Origin of the sequence: Planctomonas psychrotolerans (assembly GCF_008642235.1) — a bacterium.
Taxonomy (GTDB): domain Bacteria; phylum Actinomycetota; class Actinomycetes; order Actinomycetales; family Microbacteriaceae; genus Planctomonas; species Planctomonas psychrotolerans.
The window spans coordinates 294,194-309,620 of the sequence record NZ_SJEV01000001.1 but is presented as its reverse complement, the minus strand read 5'-3'; the positions used below and the strand labels follow the sequence as shown (position 1 = coordinate 309,620).

16 protein-coding genes are annotated in these 15,427 nt (G+C 69.3%); 12 read left to right on the top strand and 4 right to left on the bottom strand.

The window, feature by feature from the left end:
• Window positions 1-45 precede the first annotated feature (45 nt).
• The 5 genes from argF (at window position 46) to EY822_RS01295 (ending at window position 4,941) form a co-directional block, all read left to right on the top strand.
• Complete coding sequence (gene argF / locus EY822_RS01315) at window positions 46-993, top strand: ornithine carbamoyltransferase (RefSeq protein WP_150306618.1); 948 nt, start codon at window positions 46-48, stop codon at window positions 991-993.
• 38 nt (window positions 994-1,031) lie between these two features.
• Window positions 1,032-2,525, top strand: a complete 1,494-nt coding sequence (gene argH, locus EY822_RS01310) for an argininosuccinate lyase (RefSeq protein ID WP_150308703.1) — start codon at window positions 1,032-1,034, stop codon at window positions 2,523-2,525.
• Window positions 2,522-2,689 carry a hypothetical protein gene (locus EY822_RS15225; protein WP_227496930.1) on the top strand — a complete coding sequence of 56 codons (168 nt, stop codon included), beginning with the start codon at window positions 2,522-2,524 and terminating at the stop codon, window positions 2,687-2,689. Before argH ends, EY822_RS15225 begins: the two co-directional genes overlap by 4 nt.
• Window positions 2,690-2,695: 6 nt before the next feature.
• Entirely contained in the window at window positions 2,696-3,310 is a 615-nt protein-coding gene (locus EY822_RS01300) for a DNA-3-methyladenine glycosylase (protein WP_227496929.1), read from the top strand.
• 86 nt (window positions 3,311-3,396) lie between these two features.
• Window positions 3,397-4,941 (top strand): alpha-L-fucosidase, encoded by a 1,545-nt coding sequence (locus EY822_RS01295; protein WP_150306617.1) that lies wholly within the window; start codon window positions 3,397-3,399, stop codon window positions 4,939-4,941.
• A gap of 51 nt (window positions 4,942-4,992) precedes the next feature.
• Here the strand turns inward: EY822_RS01295 and EY822_RS01290 are convergent, their stop codons facing one another.
• The 3 genes from EY822_RS01290 to EY822_RS01280 form a co-directional block, all read right to left on the bottom strand.
• Window positions 4,993-5,601, bottom strand: a complete 609-nt coding sequence (locus EY822_RS01290; RefSeq protein ID WP_150306616.1) for a hypothetical protein — start codon at window positions 5,599-5,601, stop codon at window positions 4,993-4,995.
• A 13-nt stretch (window positions 5,602-5,614) separates the two neighbouring features.
• Window positions 5,615-6,355 carry a DNA-binding protein gene (locus EY822_RS01285; RefSeq protein ID WP_319803454.1) on the bottom strand — a complete coding sequence of 247 codons (741 nt, stop codon included), beginning with the start codon at window positions 6,353-6,355 and terminating at the stop codon, window positions 5,615-5,617.
• Between the two features lie 113 nt (window positions 6,356-6,468).
• The gene (locus EY822_RS01280; protein WP_150306615.1) at window positions 6,469-6,843 is read right to left on the bottom strand and encodes a hypothetical protein; all 375 of its coding nucleotides are present in this window, start codon (window positions 6,841-6,843) and stop codon (window positions 6,469-6,471) included.
• A 121-nt stretch (window positions 6,844-6,964) separates the two neighbouring features.
• On the opposite strand from EY822_RS01280, the gene tyrS reads away from it, so the two are divergent.
• A complete protein-coding gene (tyrS, locus tag EY822_RS01275) occupies window positions 6,965-8,272 on the top strand; it encodes a tyrosine--tRNA ligase (RefSeq protein ID WP_227496928.1) in 1,308 nt (435 codons plus the stop codon).
• A gap of 23 nt (window positions 8,273-8,295) precedes the next feature.
• Window positions 8,296-8,808 (top strand): hypothetical protein, encoded by a 513-nt coding sequence (locus tag EY822_RS01270; protein ID WP_150306613.1) that lies wholly within the window; start codon window positions 8,296-8,298, stop codon window positions 8,806-8,808.
• Between the two features lie 29 nt (window positions 8,809-8,837).
• Here the strand turns inward: EY822_RS01270 and EY822_RS01265 are convergent, their stop codons facing one another.
• Window positions 8,838-9,233 carry a VOC family protein gene (locus EY822_RS01265; RefSeq protein WP_227496927.1) on the bottom strand — a complete coding sequence of 132 codons (396 nt, stop codon included), beginning with the start codon at window positions 9,231-9,233 and terminating at the stop codon, window positions 8,838-8,840.
• A 104-nt stretch (window positions 9,234-9,337) separates the two neighbouring features.
• Between EY822_RS01265 and EY822_RS01260 the strand changes: the two genes are divergently transcribed.
• The 5 genes from EY822_RS01260 (at window position 9,338) to EY822_RS01230 (ending at window position 15,384) form a co-directional block, all read left to right on the top strand.
• The gene (locus EY822_RS01260; protein WP_150306611.1) at window positions 9,338-11,017 is read left to right on the top strand and encodes a CTP synthase; all 1,680 of its coding nucleotides are present in this window, start codon (window positions 9,338-9,340) and stop codon (window positions 11,015-11,017) included.
• A 448-nt stretch (window positions 11,018-11,465) separates the two neighbouring features.
• Window positions 11,466-12,092: an NUDIX domain-containing protein gene (locus tag EY822_RS01255; RefSeq protein ID WP_150306610.1), complete on the top strand. Its 627-nt coding sequence runs from the start codon at window positions 11,466-11,468 to the stop codon at window positions 12,090-12,092.
• Window positions 12,089-13,315: a site-specific tyrosine recombinase XerD gene (locus tag EY822_RS15535; RefSeq protein ID WP_264673998.1), complete on the top strand. Its 1,227-nt coding sequence runs from the start codon at window positions 12,089-12,091 to the stop codon at window positions 13,313-13,315. Before EY822_RS01255 ends, EY822_RS15535 begins: the two co-directional genes overlap by 4 nt.
• 243 nt (window positions 13,316-13,558) lie before the next feature.
• Window positions 13,559-14,407: an ABC transporter ATP-binding protein gene (locus tag EY822_RS01235; RefSeq protein ID WP_150306609.1), complete on the top strand. Its 849-nt coding sequence runs from the start codon at window positions 13,559-13,561 to the stop codon at window positions 14,405-14,407.
• Window positions 14,404-15,384, top strand: a complete 981-nt coding sequence (locus tag EY822_RS01230) for an ABC transporter substrate-binding protein (RefSeq protein ID WP_150306608.1) — start codon at window positions 14,404-14,406, stop codon at window positions 15,382-15,384. The genes EY822_RS01235 and EY822_RS01230 overlap by 4 nt, the downstream gene beginning before the upstream one ends.
• The last annotated feature ends 43 nt before the right edge of the window (window positions 15,385-15,427 follow it).

Sequence of the window (15,427 nt, the reverse complement as noted above, 5' to 3'; positions counted from 1 at the left end):
CCTAGGCTGGTTTCTTCCTTCCTCCCAGCCCACGAAAGCGATGCGATGACTCGGCACCTCCTGCGCGACGATGACCTGTCTCCGGCCGAACAGGCCGAGATCCTCGATCTTGCGGTGGAGCTGAAGCGCGACCGATACGCCGAGCGGCCGCTCGCCGGTCCGCAGACCGTCGCCGTGATCTTCGACAAGTCGTCCACCCGCACCCGGGTGTCGTTCGCCGTGGGCATCGCCGACCTGGGCGGCAATCCGCTCATCATCTCCACGGCGAGCAGCCAGCTCGGCGGCAAGGAGACCGCCGCCGACACCGCCCGCGTGCTCGAGCGCCAGGTCGCCGCCATCGTGTGGCGCACCTACGCGCAGGCGGGCCTCGACGAGATGGCCGCGGGTACCACCGTTCCCGTGGTCAACGCGCTGTCCGACGACTTCCACCCCTGCCAGCTGCTCGCCGACCTGCTCACGATCCGCGAACACCGCGGCGCGCTCGCCGGTCAGACGGTCACGTTCCTCGGTGATGGGGCGAGCAACATGGCGCAGTCCTACCTGCTCGCCGGCGCGACCGCCGGCATGCACGTGCGCATCGCCGCTCCCACCGGGTACACGCCGGCCGACCATGTCGTGGCGGATGCGGAGCGCATCGCCGCCAGCACCGGCGGCTCGGTGCGCGTGCTCGACGACCCCGACGAGGCGGTGCGCGGCGCCGACGTGGTCGTCACCGACACGTGGGTGTCCATGGGCCGTGAGGAGGAGAAGGCGCAGCGCCTCTCCGAGCTGAGCGCCTACCAGGTCACACCCGCCACGATGGCGACCGCCAACGCCGACGCCATCTTCCTGCACTGCCTCCCCGCCGACCGCGAGTACGAGGTGTCGACCGAGGTGATCGACGGGCCGCAGTCCGTGATCTGGGACGAGGCCGAGAACCGGCTGCACGCGCAGAAGGCGCTGCTCGTCTGGCTCCTGCGCCAGTCCGCCCCAGGCGAAGGCAGTCAGGCATGACCACGGAACAACCGCACGACGACGATCGGGGAGACGACATGCGTGCAGCCGAGGATCTTTCCGGTGGCGACGCTCCGACCGGTGACGGCAACCGGGCCGGTGCTGCCGGTGCCCTGTGGGGCGGCCGGTTCGCCGGTGGTCCAGCCCCGGAACTCGTCGAACTGAGCCGATCCACACACTTCGACTGGCAACTCGCGCCCTACGACATCGCCGGATCGAAGGCGCACGCCCGGGCCCTCGCCGGTGCCGGATACCTGACGCCCGACGAACTCGACCGCATGCTCGGTGCACTCGACGCGCTGCGCGCGGCGGTCGAGCAAGGAACGGTCGTCGCCGAGCCCGACGACGAGGACGTGCACTCCGCGCTGGAGCGCGGGCTGATGACGTTCGCCGGCCCGGAGCTCGGCGGCAAGCTCCGCGCCGGCCGCAGCCGCAACGACCAGATCGCCACGCTCGTGCGTCTCTACCTGCGCGATCACGCCGCGGTCATCGCGGGCCACGTGCTGCAGCTCATCGACGCCATCGCGTCGCAGGCCGACGCGAACGAGGGCGCCATCCTGCCCGGACGAACGCATTTGCAGCACGCGCAGCCCGTGCTGCTCGCCCACCACCTGCTCGCGCACTGCTGGCCGTTGGTGCGCGACCTCGAACGCCTGGCCGACTGGGACGCCCGGGCCAACGTGTCGCCCTACGGATCCGGCGCGCTCGCCGGGTCCACGCTCGGTCTCGACGCGACCGCCGTGGCCACCGACCTCGGCTTCGCGCGCAGCGTGGAGAACTCGATCGACGGCACCGCGAGCCGCGATGTGGTAGCGGAGTTCGCGTTCATCGCCGCGCAGCTCGGTATCGACCTGTCCCGCTTCGCCGAGGAGATCATCCTCTGGAACACCCGCGAGTTCGGCTTCGTGCGATTGAGCGACTCGTACTCGACGGGGTCGTCGATCATGCCGCAGAAGAAGAATCCCGACATCGCGGAACTGGCCCGTGGAAAGTCCGGCCGCCTGATCGGTAACCTGGCGGGGCTGCTCGCGACCCTCAAGGGTCTGCCGCTCGCGTACAACCGCGACCTGCAGGAGGACAAGGAGCCGGTCTTCGACTCGGTCACCACACTCGAGGTGCTCCTGCCCGCCTTCACCGGCATGGTCGCCACGCTGGAGTTCAATCGCGAGCGGATGGCGGAACTCGCGCCGCAGGGCTTCTCCCTCGCCACCGATGTGGCCGAGTGGCTGGTGAAGCAGCACGTGCCTTTCCGCGACGCGCACGAGATCACCGGCGCGCTGGTGTCATTCGCCGAGGAGCGGGGGATCGGCCTCGACGAGGTGGGCGACAACGACCTCTCGGCCATTTCTCCGCACCTCGTGCCGGAGGTGCGGAGCGTGCTCACCGTCGAGGGTTCCGTGAACAGCCGCGACGGCGTCGGGGGCACCGCAGCCGTGCGCGTGACCGAACAGCTGGCGGAACTCACCGAGCGGGTGCGTGCGCTGACGTCCCGGCTCGCGTTCGGCGTCGGCTCGATCGAGCTCCGCGGATGAGCGGCACGGTCGGTCGCGGACCGGTCGGTGGCGGGCCAGGTGGCGCCGGTTCCGGAGGCGGCGGTCCCCAGCGCAACTGGCTGGTGATCGGCGCGGTCGTCGTCGCCGTCGCCGTGCTGCTCTACGTCGTGGTGGTCGCCACCGGTAACGGCCAGTTCTTCTAGACCGACGTGAACCCCGCCGCCGATCTTCCCGTCCTGCTCGAGCGCCCCGCCGTCGATGTCGCGCCGCTGGTGCTGGGTGGCATCCTCACCCATGACACCCCGGACGGGTCGGTGTCGCTGCGGATCACCGAGCTCGAGGCGTACCTCGGTGCTCACGACCCCGGCTCTCACGCGTTCCGGGGCAAGGGCAAGCGCAACGCGGTGATGTTCGGGCCGCCCGCGCATCTGTACACCTACTTCACCTACGGGATGCACGTGTGCGCGAACATCGTGTGCTCGCCGGAGGGCACCGCGTCGGGTCTGCTGGTGCGTGCCGGAGAGGTGGTGGAGGGCGTGGAGCTGGCGCGACAGCGCCGGGGCGCGCACGTTCCCGATCGCGATCTCGCCCGCGGGCCCGCTCGTCTGACGGTCGCGCTCGGGATCGCCCTCGCCGACGGCGGCAGTTCCCTCACCGTGCCGCCCTACACGCTGACGTTGCCCGAGCATCCGGTGCCGCACGAGACCGGTCCGCGTGTGGGCGTATCGGGCGCGGGCGGATCGACCGAGTACTCGTGGCGCTTCTGGGTGCCGGGCGATCGCACGGTGTCGCCCTACCGCCGCCACAAGCTCGCCGCCCCCTGACCCCGGTCCGTGAACCCGCGCCCCGGCTCCGCCCACCCGCACTGCACGCGCTCGTCACCCCGGTGCCCGAAACGAAGGACCCAGCCATGATGGATCGACTTCCTCCCCTCGACGCGTCGAGCCTTCCCGACCGCGTCGACGTGTCCGACAACACTGCGGCGCTCGCCCGCGTCCGCGCCGTCATCGACGATGGCCCGTTCTCCGACGACTGGGATTCCCTGCAGTCGTACGAGCCGCCCCGCTGGTACGAAGATGCCAAGTTCGGCATCTTTCTGCACTGGGGCGTCTACTCGGTGCCCGCATTCAACAACGAGTGGTACTCGCGCAACATGTACCTCGAGGGCAGCCCGGAGTTCGACCACCATGTCGCCACCCACGGGTCGCAGTCGGAGTTCGGCTACAAGGACTTCATCCCGTCCTTCACCATGGACCGTTTCGATGCCGACGAGTGGGCGGCACTGTTCCGCCGCGCCGGCGCGCAGTTCGTCGTGCCGGTCGCGGAGCACCACGACGGCTTCGCGATGTACGACACCCAGCGCTCCCGCTGGAGCGCCGCCAGGATGGGCCCACGACGCGATGTGTTCGGTGAACTCTCGGCCGCAACGGACCGGGCCTGGATGGTTCGGGGCGCGTCATCCCACCGGGCTGAACACTGGTTCTTCATGAACGGCGGAGCCCGATTCGCTTCGGACGTGCTGGATCCCGAATTCGTGGACTTCTATGGGCCGGCCCAGCGGGAAGAAACGGCCCCGAACGAGCGATTCCTCGAGGACTGGCTCCTCCGGACGGTCGAGATCATCGACACCTATCGCCCCCAGGTGCTCTGGTTCGACTGGTGGATCGAGCAGCCGGCCTTCGCGCCCTATGTGCTGCAGCTCGCGGCGTACTACTACAACCGAGCGCAGCAATGGGGCCGAGGGGTCGTCATCAACTACAAGTGGGATGCGTTCGCCGACGGATCGGCCGTCTACGACGTCGAGCGCGGCACGTTGGGCGGCATCCGGCCGACCGTCTGGCAGAACGACACCTCGGTGTCGAAGACCGCCTGGTGTTGGGTCGACAATCACGATTACAAGACGGTCGACGAATTGATCGCTGAATTGGCCGACGTGGTGTCGAAGAACGGCGTGCTGCTGCTCAACGTCGGACCCCGGCCCGACGGCACCATCCCGGCCGCGGAGCAGGCCATTCTGGAGGGCATCGGCCACTGGCTGACGACGAACGGAGAGTCGATCTACGGAACCCGGCCCTGGCTGATCGCCTCGGAGGGACCGACGGAGATCGCGGTCGGTTCCTTCGTCGACGGCGACGCCCCCGCGTACACCGCCGCAGATTTTCGTTTCACCTCCCGCGCCGACGTCACGGGCGACTACGTGTACGCGATTCCGCTCGCCGCACCCACCGAGCCCAGCGTTACCATTCGTGCATTCGGTCGAGGGTCCGGCCTTCTGCACCGCAAGATCAAGGACGTCACGATCCTCGGTGCGGCCGGGCCCGTGCCCTGGACGCAGACGTCAGAAGCCCTCCACGTCGATCCGCCGACTGTGCCCGCAGGGAACCCGAGCCCGGTCGTGAGAGTTCTCCTCGAGCCGGAGAGCACCCCACCCCGCACCGACTTCCTGCACGGCTAGTCGTGCGCGTCGCCGTCCCCGTCGCCGTCGCCGTGCCCGTCGTCGTCGCCGTCAGCGCAGCAGCAGCACCACGCCGGCGCAGCTCGCGGCCCACAGCCAACTGGTGAGCGTGCCGATGATGAAGCGCTCGCGGGCCTCCGCTGCCTCCCCGAGTTCGGTGAACCGGCCGACGCCCTTGATGGCGATGATCACGGCGAGACCCTCCGGATAGCCGGCGAGGATCACCGCCGCCACCGACAGGCGCTCGAGTACTCCGATGGTGGCGCCACCCCGCATGATCTCCCGACGTTGCGGTGCCGCGGTGGGGGAGTCGCCGGGATGCCCGCGCGCCGCCACGAGGATGCCGCCGTGGAACCCTCGCGTCACACTTCCGCCGGTGGCGATGTCGAGCACCGTGCTGGCCATCGTGCCGCCACCGATCACCGCGAGGGTCACCATGATGAGCGTGACCACCGTCTCGATCGGGCCCGGCGTGGGAACGGTGAGGAGCGCGGCGCAGACCAGTGCGGTGACGAGCGTTCCGGCGGCGGCGTAGACGATGGGGCGGCGAGGGCGACGGATCGCGACCGACGCGAGGGTCAGCGACGCCACGGCCAGCAGCAGGATGGCCGCCCACAGCACCACGTCGAGCACGGTGATCGGCACGGTGGGAAGGATCATGCGGTTGTTCCTCTCACGACGGTGCCGGCTCTGCCGATGCTGCTGTGGCCGAGTCGAGGCTCGCGAGCAGCTTCACGAGGCCGGGCAGTGCGGCCTTCTCGGTGCGCCATCCGCTCGTGCGCACGCGGGTGCTCACCGCCTGAGGACTCACGCCGAGCGCCGTGGCGACGTGCTTCTGCGAGTCGATGGTCTGCAGGAGGTCGGCGACCTCCCACCCCTGCGGCGTGCGCCGGTCCCGTGCGGCGAGCAACAGCGTGACGAGCGCCTCCACCTCTTCGCCGGTGACGGCTGTCAGTGCTGCAGACGACCGGGCTCCCAACTCGGAATCGGATCCGGACTCCTCGGATGCGCCATCGCCGTCGCCGTAGCCGTCGCCGTCATCGGCTGAGGGCGGCGCCACCACCAGCGCGAAGCGGGTGGGCGACCTCTTCGCCGCCTCCACGGCATCCCGCGCGGCGATGAAAGCAGACCCGGTCGCCTCCCGCGTCGCGGAGGGCAGGGGAGTCCGCACGTCACCGATCCCGAGTCCGACGCTCCAGCGCTCCCGCCGGGTGAGGTCGAGCACCAGGGTGAGCGCGTCGGCCGCGTCGGAGACGAGCGCCTGGATCTCGTCTCCGGCGGTGCGATCCACGGGAAGCGCGAGTGCATTCGCGAAATCCCGATTCAGATCATCGAGCACCGTTCCGGCGCGGTCGACGTCGCTCCGACTGTCTTTCTGGTCTGCCGTGATGACGAACAACGCGCCTCCGATCAATTCGATACGGTCAAGTCCGCAGACTTGAGTTCACGAAGTCAAGCCTAGAGCATTGACCGACTGTGATCAATTATGCAGAGTTGATCGGGACGCACGCTGGCGTGGACATCCGCTCACAGCGATCCCGGTATCGCTGCAACGACCTGCGTGAACACGACAGCCGCGGCGAACAGAGCGGCGAGGGCGAACACCACCGCGGTGATCCGAAGTCCTGGCGATGTCGCGGTCGGTGCCGCAGTGGACGACGCAGCCAGGCGACGGAGGCGGAGAGCAACCACCGCGGCGAAGACGAAGAAGGCGATGAACAGCATCCCGAGCGACGCGGTGAGGTACGTGTGCGGACCAACTTCGGCTCGGTCGGCACCGAGATACCCGGCGATCAGGCGACCACCCAGATAGCCGAGGACCACGACGGCCAGGCAGACGACGATGCCCGTGACGATGTTCCGCTGACTGATGGTGCCGGTGGACCGGATCTGGCTGCTCATGGCGCCAGCGTATAACCCACCACCGTCACCGCATCCGGCCCCGTGGAGGAGGTGCGAGGACGTGGGCAGCACGACAGCGGGAGAGGGGGGCGGTCGGGACCCGCTGGTAGTCTCGACTCTCGTGTCAGCTCCCGCATCCGATGCCCTCCGCACGCAGCAGAACGACGACTCGTTCGCCGATATCTGGGACGAGATCGTGTGGCGCGGGTATGTGCACGTCTCGACCGATGCGGATGCCCTGCGCGCGCTGCTCGCCGGCCCGCCGATCACCTACTACTGCGGGTTCGACCCGACAGCGCCGAGCCTCCACCTCGGCAATCTCGTGCAGCTGCTCCTCTTGCGCCGCCTCCAGCTCGCCGGTCACCGGCCGCTCGGTCTCGTCGGCGGTTCGACGGGTCTCATCGGCGACCCCAAGCCCACCGCTGAGCGCACGCTGAACACCCCGGAGATCGTGGCCGAGTGGGTGAGCTACCTGCAGGGCCAGGTGTCCAAGTTCCTGAGCTTCGAGGGCGACAATGCGGCCCGGCTCGTGAACAACCTGGACTGGACCGCGCCGATGTCGGCCATCGACTTCCTGCGCGACATCGGCAAGCACTACCGCGTGGGCACCATGCTCAAGAAGGACGCCGTGAGCGCGCGCCTCAACTCCGACGCGGGCATCAGCTACACCGAGTTCAGCTACCAGATCCTGCAGGGCATGGACTACCTCGAACTGTTCCGCCACTACGACTGCGTGCTGCAGACTGGTGGCAGCGACCAGTGGGGCAACCTCACGAGCGGCACCGACCTCATCCACCGGGCCGAGGGCACGAGTGTGCACGCCATCGGCACCCCGCTCATCACCAACTCCGACGGCACCAAGTTCGGCAAGAGCGAGGGCAACGCCGTGTGGCTCGACCCCGCCATGACGAGCCCCTACGCCATGTACCAGTTCTGGCTGAACACCGACGACGCCGACGTGATTGACCGGCTCAAGGTCTTCACCTTCGTGCCGCGCGCCGAGATCGAGCGTCTCGCGGGTGTGGTGGAGAGCGAGCCGTTCCGTCGAGAGGCGCAGCGCACGCTCGCCTGGGAGGTCACGTCGCTCGTCCACGGTGCGGAGGCCACCGAGTCCGCCATCGCCGCGTCGTCCGCGCTGTTCGGCCAGGGCGAGCTCGCCGCGCTCGACGTGGCGACGCTCGAGGCGGCGCTCCGCGAGCTTCCGCACGTGACGGCGCCCGCCGCATCCGCGGTGCTCGACCTGCTGGTGTCGACGGGCCTCACCCCGAGCCTGAGCGCAGCACGCCGGGCCGTCGCCGAGGGCGGCGTCTACCTCAACAACGCCAAGGTGGCGTCGGCCGAGGCCACGCTCGACGGTGCACTGCTCGGCGGACGCTTCGCCGTGCTGCGTCGCGGCAAGAAGACGCTCGCCGGCGTCTTCGTCGAGTAGCCGTCCCGACGGACAGGACGGCCATGCGCGCGCTCTTCCTCAACGGCACGGTGGGCGTCGGCAAGACGAGCGTCGCGGATGCGGTGGGGGACCTGCTCAGCGACCGGAGCGTGCCGAATGCGGTCATCGACCTCGACTGGCTGCGCAACACGTGGCCGGCCCCGGACGACGACCCGTTCAACAACCGGGTCGAGCTCGCCAACCTGCGGCTGATGCTCGGGACCTACCGTGATGCGGGCGTCACGCACGTGGTGCTCGCGGGTGTGATGGAGACGGCCGAGGGTCGCGCCCAGTACGAGCAGGCGACAGGCGACCTCACCGTGTGCCGCATCGATGTGGATCTCGACGTGGTGCGGGAGCGCCTCGGCGGGCGGCACGCCGCCCACGACGCGCACCTCGCGTGGCACCTGGAGCGTGCGGGGGAACTGCAGGGCGTCCTCGATGAGGCGTCGCTCGAGGACGCCGTGGTGGATGCCACGCACCTCACCGTCGCCGAGGCGGCCGCCGCCGTGCTCGAGGCGGCGCACTGGCCGTAGCGGTCACCCGTGGCGTCGTATCGGCGCGCCTACGCGTCGAGGAAGAGGCAGAACGGATGCCCCGCGGGGTCGAGGTGCACGCGCACGTCATCCTGGGGCTGGAACTCGGCCACCGTGGCGCCGGCTGTGACCGCGTGGGCGCTCGCCGCATCCAGGTCGTCCACGGCGATGTCGAGGTGCATCGACATCTGCGGGTCACCCGGTCCCGCCGGCCAGACCGGCCGCACGTAGGCGTCCTCGGTCTGGAACGAGAGTCCGGCACCTCCACCGGGTGCGGCCAGCGTGACCCAGCCGGGCTCGTCCGTGCGCGTCTCCCAGCCGAGCAGTCGGCGGTAGAAGGCGGCGAGCTCGTTGGCGTCCGGTGCGTCGAGCACGGTGGAGTGGAAGCGGAGGGCGGGCCTCTGCCCGGTGTCGTCATTGCTCACCCGTCCACTCTGCACCGCCCGCTGCACCGCCGCTCGCATCCGGCTGCGCCGCCGCTCGGCTCGCCGGTCCCGCGTCCTGTGAAGCTGGGATAGGATCGAAGCCCGTGGCGGATACTCAGAGCGCGGACAGGTCGAGCAAGACGACGAAGCACATTTTTGTTACAGGTGGTGTCGTCTCCTCCCTGGGCAAGGGTCTCACCGCGGCCAGCCTCGGCAACCTCCTCACCGCGCGCGGCCTCCGCGTGGTGATGCAGAAGCTCGATCCGTACCTCAACGTCGATCCGGGCACCATGAACCCGTTCCAGCACGGCGAGGTCTTCGTGACGGACGACGGCGCTGAGACCGACCTCGACATCGGACACTACGAGCGGTTCCTCGACATCAACCTGAACCAGGCCGCCAACGTGACCACCGGCCAGATCTACTCGACGGTCATCGCGCAGGAGCGTCGCGGCGAATACCTGGGCGACACCGTTCAGGTCATCCCGCACATCACCGACGAGATCAAGCGCCGCATGCGCCTGCAGGCCACCGACGACCCGCAGCCCGACGTGATCATCACCGAGGTCGGCGGCACGGTCGGCGACATCGAGAGCCAGCCGTTCATCGAGGCCGCCCGCCAGGTGCGCCACGAGCTCGGCCGCGGCAACGCCTTCTTCGTGCACGTGTCGCTCGTGCCGTTCATGAACGCGTCGGGCGAGCAGAAGACCAAGCCCACCCAGCACTCCGTCGCAGCCCTGCGCTCGATCGGCATTCAGCCGGATGCGCTGGTGCTGCGCAGCGACAGGCCCGTCTCCGAGTCCAACAAGCGCAAGATCGCGCTCATGTGCGACGTGGACGAGGCCGCCGTCGTCAACGCGGTCGACGTGCCGAGCATCTACGACATCCCCACGATGCTGCACGACCAGGGCCTCGACGCCTACATCATGGACCAGCTGCACCTCACCGCCGACAACGTGAACTGGGCAGGCTGGAGCGACCTCCTCGACGCGGTCCACGAGCCGAAGCACGAGGTGACGATCGGCCTCGTCGGCAAGTACATCGACCTTCCTGACGCCTACCTCTCCGTCACCGAGGCGCTCCGCGCCGGCGGATTCGCCCACTCCGCGAAGGTCAACCTGCGCTGGGTCGCCTCCGACGAGTGCGAGACTCCGGAGGGCGCCATCAAGCAGCTCGCCGACCTCGACGCGATCTGCGTTCCCGGCGGATTCGGCGTGCGCGGCATCGAGGGCAAGCTCGGCGCGCTGCGCCTGGCCCGCGAGAACGGCATCCCCGCGCTCGGCCTGTGCCTGGGACTGCAGTGCATGGTGGTCGAGTACGCCCGCAACGTGGTCGGGCTGGAGGGCGCGTCGTCGTCGGAGTTCGACCCTGCCACCCCGTACCCGGTGATCGCCACCATGGCGGAGCAGGTCGACATCCTCGCCGGGGGAGACCTCGGCGGCACCATGCGTCTCGGGCTCTACACGGCGGATCTCGCGGACGGTTCGCTCGCCGCCGAGCTGTACGGCGCGCCCACCTCGGCGGAGCGTCACCGCCACCGCTACGAGGTCAACAACCACTTCCGCGACCAGATCGCGGATGCCGGACTCTGGTTCTCGGGCCTCTCGCCCGACGGTCGCCTGGTGGAGTACGTGGAACTGCCGAAGGACAAGCACCCCTTCTACATCGGCACGCAGGCGCACCCCGAGCTGCGGTCGCGGCCGAACCGCGCGCATCCGCTCTTCAGCGGCCTCGTGGAGGCTGCGCTGGAGCGCCAGAACGCCAGCCGCCTCTTCGAGGAGTAGCGCCGCCGACGGCGCGGTCCCTGAGCCTGTCATCACGGTCCCTGAGCCTGTCGAAGGGGCTTCAGGCAGCGTCCCTTCGACAAGCTCAGGGACCGTGTGGTCGCCGAGCCCGGTAACGCTAACCGCGGTCCCTGAGCCTGTCGAAGGGGCTTGAGGTAACGTCCCTTCGACAAGCTCCCGCGCCGTGTGGTCACCGTCATCGAGAACGCTCACCACGGTCCCTGAGCCTGTCGAAGGGACTTGAGGTAACGTCCCTTCGACAAGCTTCCGCGCCGTGTGGTCACCGTCATCGAGAACGCTCACCACGGTCCCTGAGCCTGTCGAAGGGACGCGAGGTGATGCCCCGCGCAAGCTCCTGGGAACGGTGCGCCGCGACCACAGCGGCAGCGCGCGGCACCGGCGTGACTAGGCTCGGGAACCGCAGGGAAACGACCGAACGGAGACGACCGTGATCCAGGACGAGGCATCGACGCCGAAGGTGGTGTCCAGCGAGCTCGTCTACGAGGGCGTCGTCTGGAACATCCGCCGCGACGTGTTCGAGTACAACGACGCCGAGATCACCCGCGAGTATGTGGACCACACTGGTGCCGTGGCGATCCTCGCCATGGACGACGAGGGTCGCGTCCTGCTCATCCAGCAGTACCGGCACCCGGTGCGCCACCGCGAGTGGGAGATCCCAGCGGGGCTGCTCGATGAAGCCGGCGAGAACCCGCTCGACGCCGCGAAGCGCGAGCTGGCCGAGGAGGCCGATCTCGAGGCCGCCGACTGGAGCCTGTTGAGCGAGTTCTACACGTCGCCCGGCGGAAGCGACGAGGTCATCCGCATCTACCTGGCGCGGGGCCTCACCGCCACCGCCGAGGCGTTCGACCGCACGGAGGAGGAGGCGGACATCGAGACGCGGTGGGTGTCGCTCGATGAGGCGCTGGATGCCGTGCTCGCCCGACGCCTGCACAACCCGTCCACCACCATCGCGGTGCTGGCCGCCACCGCTGCCCGCTCCCGCAACTGGGAGTCCCTCGGCGAGGCGGATTCCCCGTGGCCGCGCCACCCGAAGCTCGGCATCCAGGGCCGGTGACTTCGCCGCCCGACGCGGCGGACGCGGGCCCCGGGGCGCCCGCCGATAAGCAGTCCGCGCCCGTGCGCACGCCGCTCACGATCGCCATAGAGCGGTACCTGCGGCATGTGACCGTGGAGCGCGGTCTCTCCGCGAACACGGTGGCGGCGTACCGACGCGACCTCGACCGGTATGCGAGCTTCCTGGCGACCGAGGGCGTCGACGCGCCTTCCGCGATCACCACACAGCACGTGTCGGGGTTCGCCGCGCACCTGCGCTCAGCCGGGGATGCGCCACTCACCGCATCCTCGACCGCGCGCATGCTGTCGTCGGTGCGCACGTTCTCCCGATACCTGCAGGAGGAGGGTGTGGTGACCGAGGACGTCTCCGCGGATGTGCGACCGCCCAAGCTGCCGAGCCGTCTCCCGAAGGCCATCACGATCGAGCAGATGGAGCGCGTGCTGTCGGCCACCGCGGGAGACGAGCCGCTCGCCCTCCGGGATCGCGCGCTGCTCGAACTGCTCTACGCCACCGGGGCGCGCATCTCCGAGGTCGTCGGACTCAACGTGGACGACGTGCTTACCGGGGGAGAGGCGCATGCGGTCCCTGAGCGTGTCGAAGGGACGTTCCGCAACGTCCCTTCGACAGGCTCAGGGACCGTGGGGTCGACAGCATCGGGGACCGTCCCTTCGACAGGCTCAGGGACCGTGGGGTCGACAGGATCGGGGACCGTCCCTTCGACAGGCTCAGGGACCGTGGGGTCGACAGGATCGGGGACCGTCCCTTCGACGGGCTCAGGGACCGTGGGGTCGACAGGCTCAGCGTCCGTCGTGGGGGACATGATCCGCGTCGTCGGGAAGGGCGACAAGCAACGGATCGTGCCGGTGGGGAGCTTCGCCCGCGAGGCGCTCGACGCCTACCTCGTGCGCGTGCGACCGACACTGTCGGCGAAGGGCCGCGCCACGCCCGCGCTGTTCCTCGGTCAGCGCGGGCAGCGGATGTCGCGACAGAACGCCTGGCTCATCATCCGGGCGGCGGCGGAACGCGCCCACCTCGGCATCGAGATCTCGCCGCACACCTTCCGGCACTCGTTCGCGACGCACCTGCTCGCCGGCGGTGCCGATGTACGCGTCGTGCAGGAACTGCTCGGGCACTCCTCGGTCGCGACAACGCAGATCTACACCCTCGTCACCGCGGACACCCTGCGCGACATGTACACCACGGCGCATCCGCGCGCCCGCTGAACGCACGCATGCGCACCGCGCACCACACGCACGTACAGTGCCCATGCGCAGGCACACCTACAGCGCTCATGTGCACGCACTCCGGCATGGCAGAGGGGCGCACGCATACGAGCGCACATGCTCGGCGTGCACCTGCCCATACGGTCCGGATGTAGGCAAAGCATCTGGCATTCACACCCCGCCATTCGTGACCGAAACGGCCAGACGTTCGAGAGAGGCCTAGGTTTAGGTTAGCCTTACCTTATGTTCTCCGAGGCGCCACCCCGACGCGAGCCGCAGGGCTTGTCCGCCACCGCGCTCACCCTGTCCTACGACTCGGTCGACGTCGTGCACGGGGCCGATCTCCTGCTGGAGCCGCATCGCGTCACCGCACTCATCGGCCCCAACGGTAGCGGCAAATCCACGCTCCTCCGTTCGCTCGCGCGACTCCACCCGCCGAAGTCCGGCGCGGTCACGCTCGACGACGGCACGGATGCGCTGTTGCTGGCCCGGTGCGACTTCGCCCGCCGCGTGACGATGCTCGCGCAGAGCCGGCCGGTGCCGAGCGGCGTGTGCGTGCGGGACGTCGTCGAGTTCGGTCGGCACCCGCACCGCGGCCGCTGGCGCCGCGGAGACGAGGGCGGCGCCGCCGTCGTGGCGCACGCGATGAGCGTCACCGGGGTCGACGACCTCGCCGACCGCAGCGTCGACCAGCTCTCCGGGGGCCAGCTTCAGAGAGTCTGGCTCGCGAGCTGCCTCGCCCAAGACACGGGCGTGCTCCTGCTCGACGAGCCGACCACCTACCTGGACCTCCGCTACCAGGTCGAGATCCTCGACCTCATCCGCGACCTCGTCGACGAGCACGGGATCACCGTGGGTGTCGTGCTGCACGATCTCGATCAGGCGGCCGCGGTCGCCGACTCCGTGGTCCTTCTGGGCGAGGGGCGCGTCATCGCCTCCGGAACCGCGAGCGAGGTCTTCACCAGCGAGCGGCTCAGCGCCACGTACGGCATCCGCGTGGATGTCGACACCGACTTCTCCACCGGCCAGTTGCGCACCCGCGCCGTCGGCCGTCACTCCACACGATCCGAAAGGCTGCTCCAGTCTCGATGAACGCTCGACTTCTCCCTCTCACCGCCCTCGCCTCGGCGGCCCTGCTCGCCCTCACCGGGTGCGGCACCACCGAACCCGCCTCGGGCACCGCGGCATCCGCGTCAGGCGACGCGATCACCCTCACCGACGCCCGCGGCACCGAGGTCGAGCTCGACGGTCCCGCCACGCGAGTGGTCGGGACCGAGTGGAACGTGGTCGAGCATCTCGTCTCGCTCGGCGTCATGCCGGTGGGAGCCGCCGACACGGAGGGCTACTCGGCCTGGGTGGCAGCGGAACCGCTGTCCGACGACGTGACCGACATCGGCACGCGCGGCGAGCCGAGCATCGACGCCGTGGCGGCCCTGGAGCCCGACCTGGTGGTCGCGACCACCGACCTCCCCGAGGCAGCCATCGCGCAACTCGAGGAGTTCGTGCCCGTGCTCGTCGTGCGCTCCGCGGATGCGGACGGCCAGATCGAGCAGATGTACGAGAACCTGGAGCTGATCGCCGAGGCGACGGCCACCGAGGATGCCGCCGACGAGGTGCTCGCCGGCTACGAGACGGCGGTCGCCGACGGGAAGGCCGCCCTCGCCGACGCCGGGCTCGAGGGGGCACCCGTCGCGTTCGCCGATGGGTGGATCGCGTCGAACCAGGTCTCCATCCGTCCGTTCGTGAGCGGATCCCTGCTCGCCTCGGTGAACGAGCAGCTCGGTGTCGTCACGCCCTGGGAGCTCGAGGGCGACCCCGACTACGGCCTCGCGAGTGCCGATGTGGAGGGCCTGACGGCGCTCGGCGACGTGCACTTCGTCTACATTACTAACGGCGCCGAGGCCGACGATCCCTTCGCCACCGGTCTAGCCGGGAACGCGATTTGGGAATCGCTGCCGTTCGTCACCGGAGACAAGGTGCATCGCCTGCCCGACGGCATCTGGATGTTCGGCGGACCGAGCTCCATGGAGCTGTACATCGACGGTCTCGTCTCCACGCTCACGGCGTAGCGGTGGTGGTGCCGACGCCGCCCGCCACCCGGAAACCGGTGTC

Coding starts and splice junctions, on each gene's coding strand:
- argH (WP_150308703.1), top strand. CDS start 1,032: ATGCGTGCAGCCGAGGATCTTTCCGGTGGCGACGCTCCGACCGGTGAC.
- EY822_RS01280 (WP_150306615.1), bottom strand. CDS start 6,843: ATGAGCAGCCAGATCCGGTCCACCGGCACCATCAGTCAGCGGAACATC.
- EY822_RS01295 (WP_150306617.1), top strand. CDS start 3,397: ATGATGGATCGACTTCCTCCCCTCGACGCGTCGAGCCTTCCCGACCGC.
- EY822_RS01270 (WP_150306613.1), top strand. CDS start 8,296: ATGCGCGCGCTCTTCCTCAACGGCACGGTGGGCGTCGGCAAGACGAGC.
- EY822_RS01235 (WP_150306609.1), top strand. CDS start 13,559: ATGTTCTCCGAGGCGCCACCCCGACGCGAGCCGCAGGGCTTGTCCGCC.
- EY822_RS15225 (WP_227496930.1), top strand. CDS start 2,522: ATGAGCGGCACGGTCGGTCGCGGACCGGTCGGTGGCGGGCCAGGTGGC.
- EY822_RS01290 (WP_150306616.1), bottom strand. CDS start 5,601: ATGATCCTTCCCACCGTGCCGATCACCGTGCTCGACGTGGTGCTGTGG.
- argF (WP_150306618.1), top strand. CDS start 46: ATGACTCGGCACCTCCTGCGCGACGATGACCTGTCTCCGGCCGAACAG.
- EY822_RS01230 (WP_150306608.1), top strand. CDS start 14,404: ATGAACGCTCGACTTCTCCCTCTCACCGCCCTCGCCTCGGCGGCCCTG.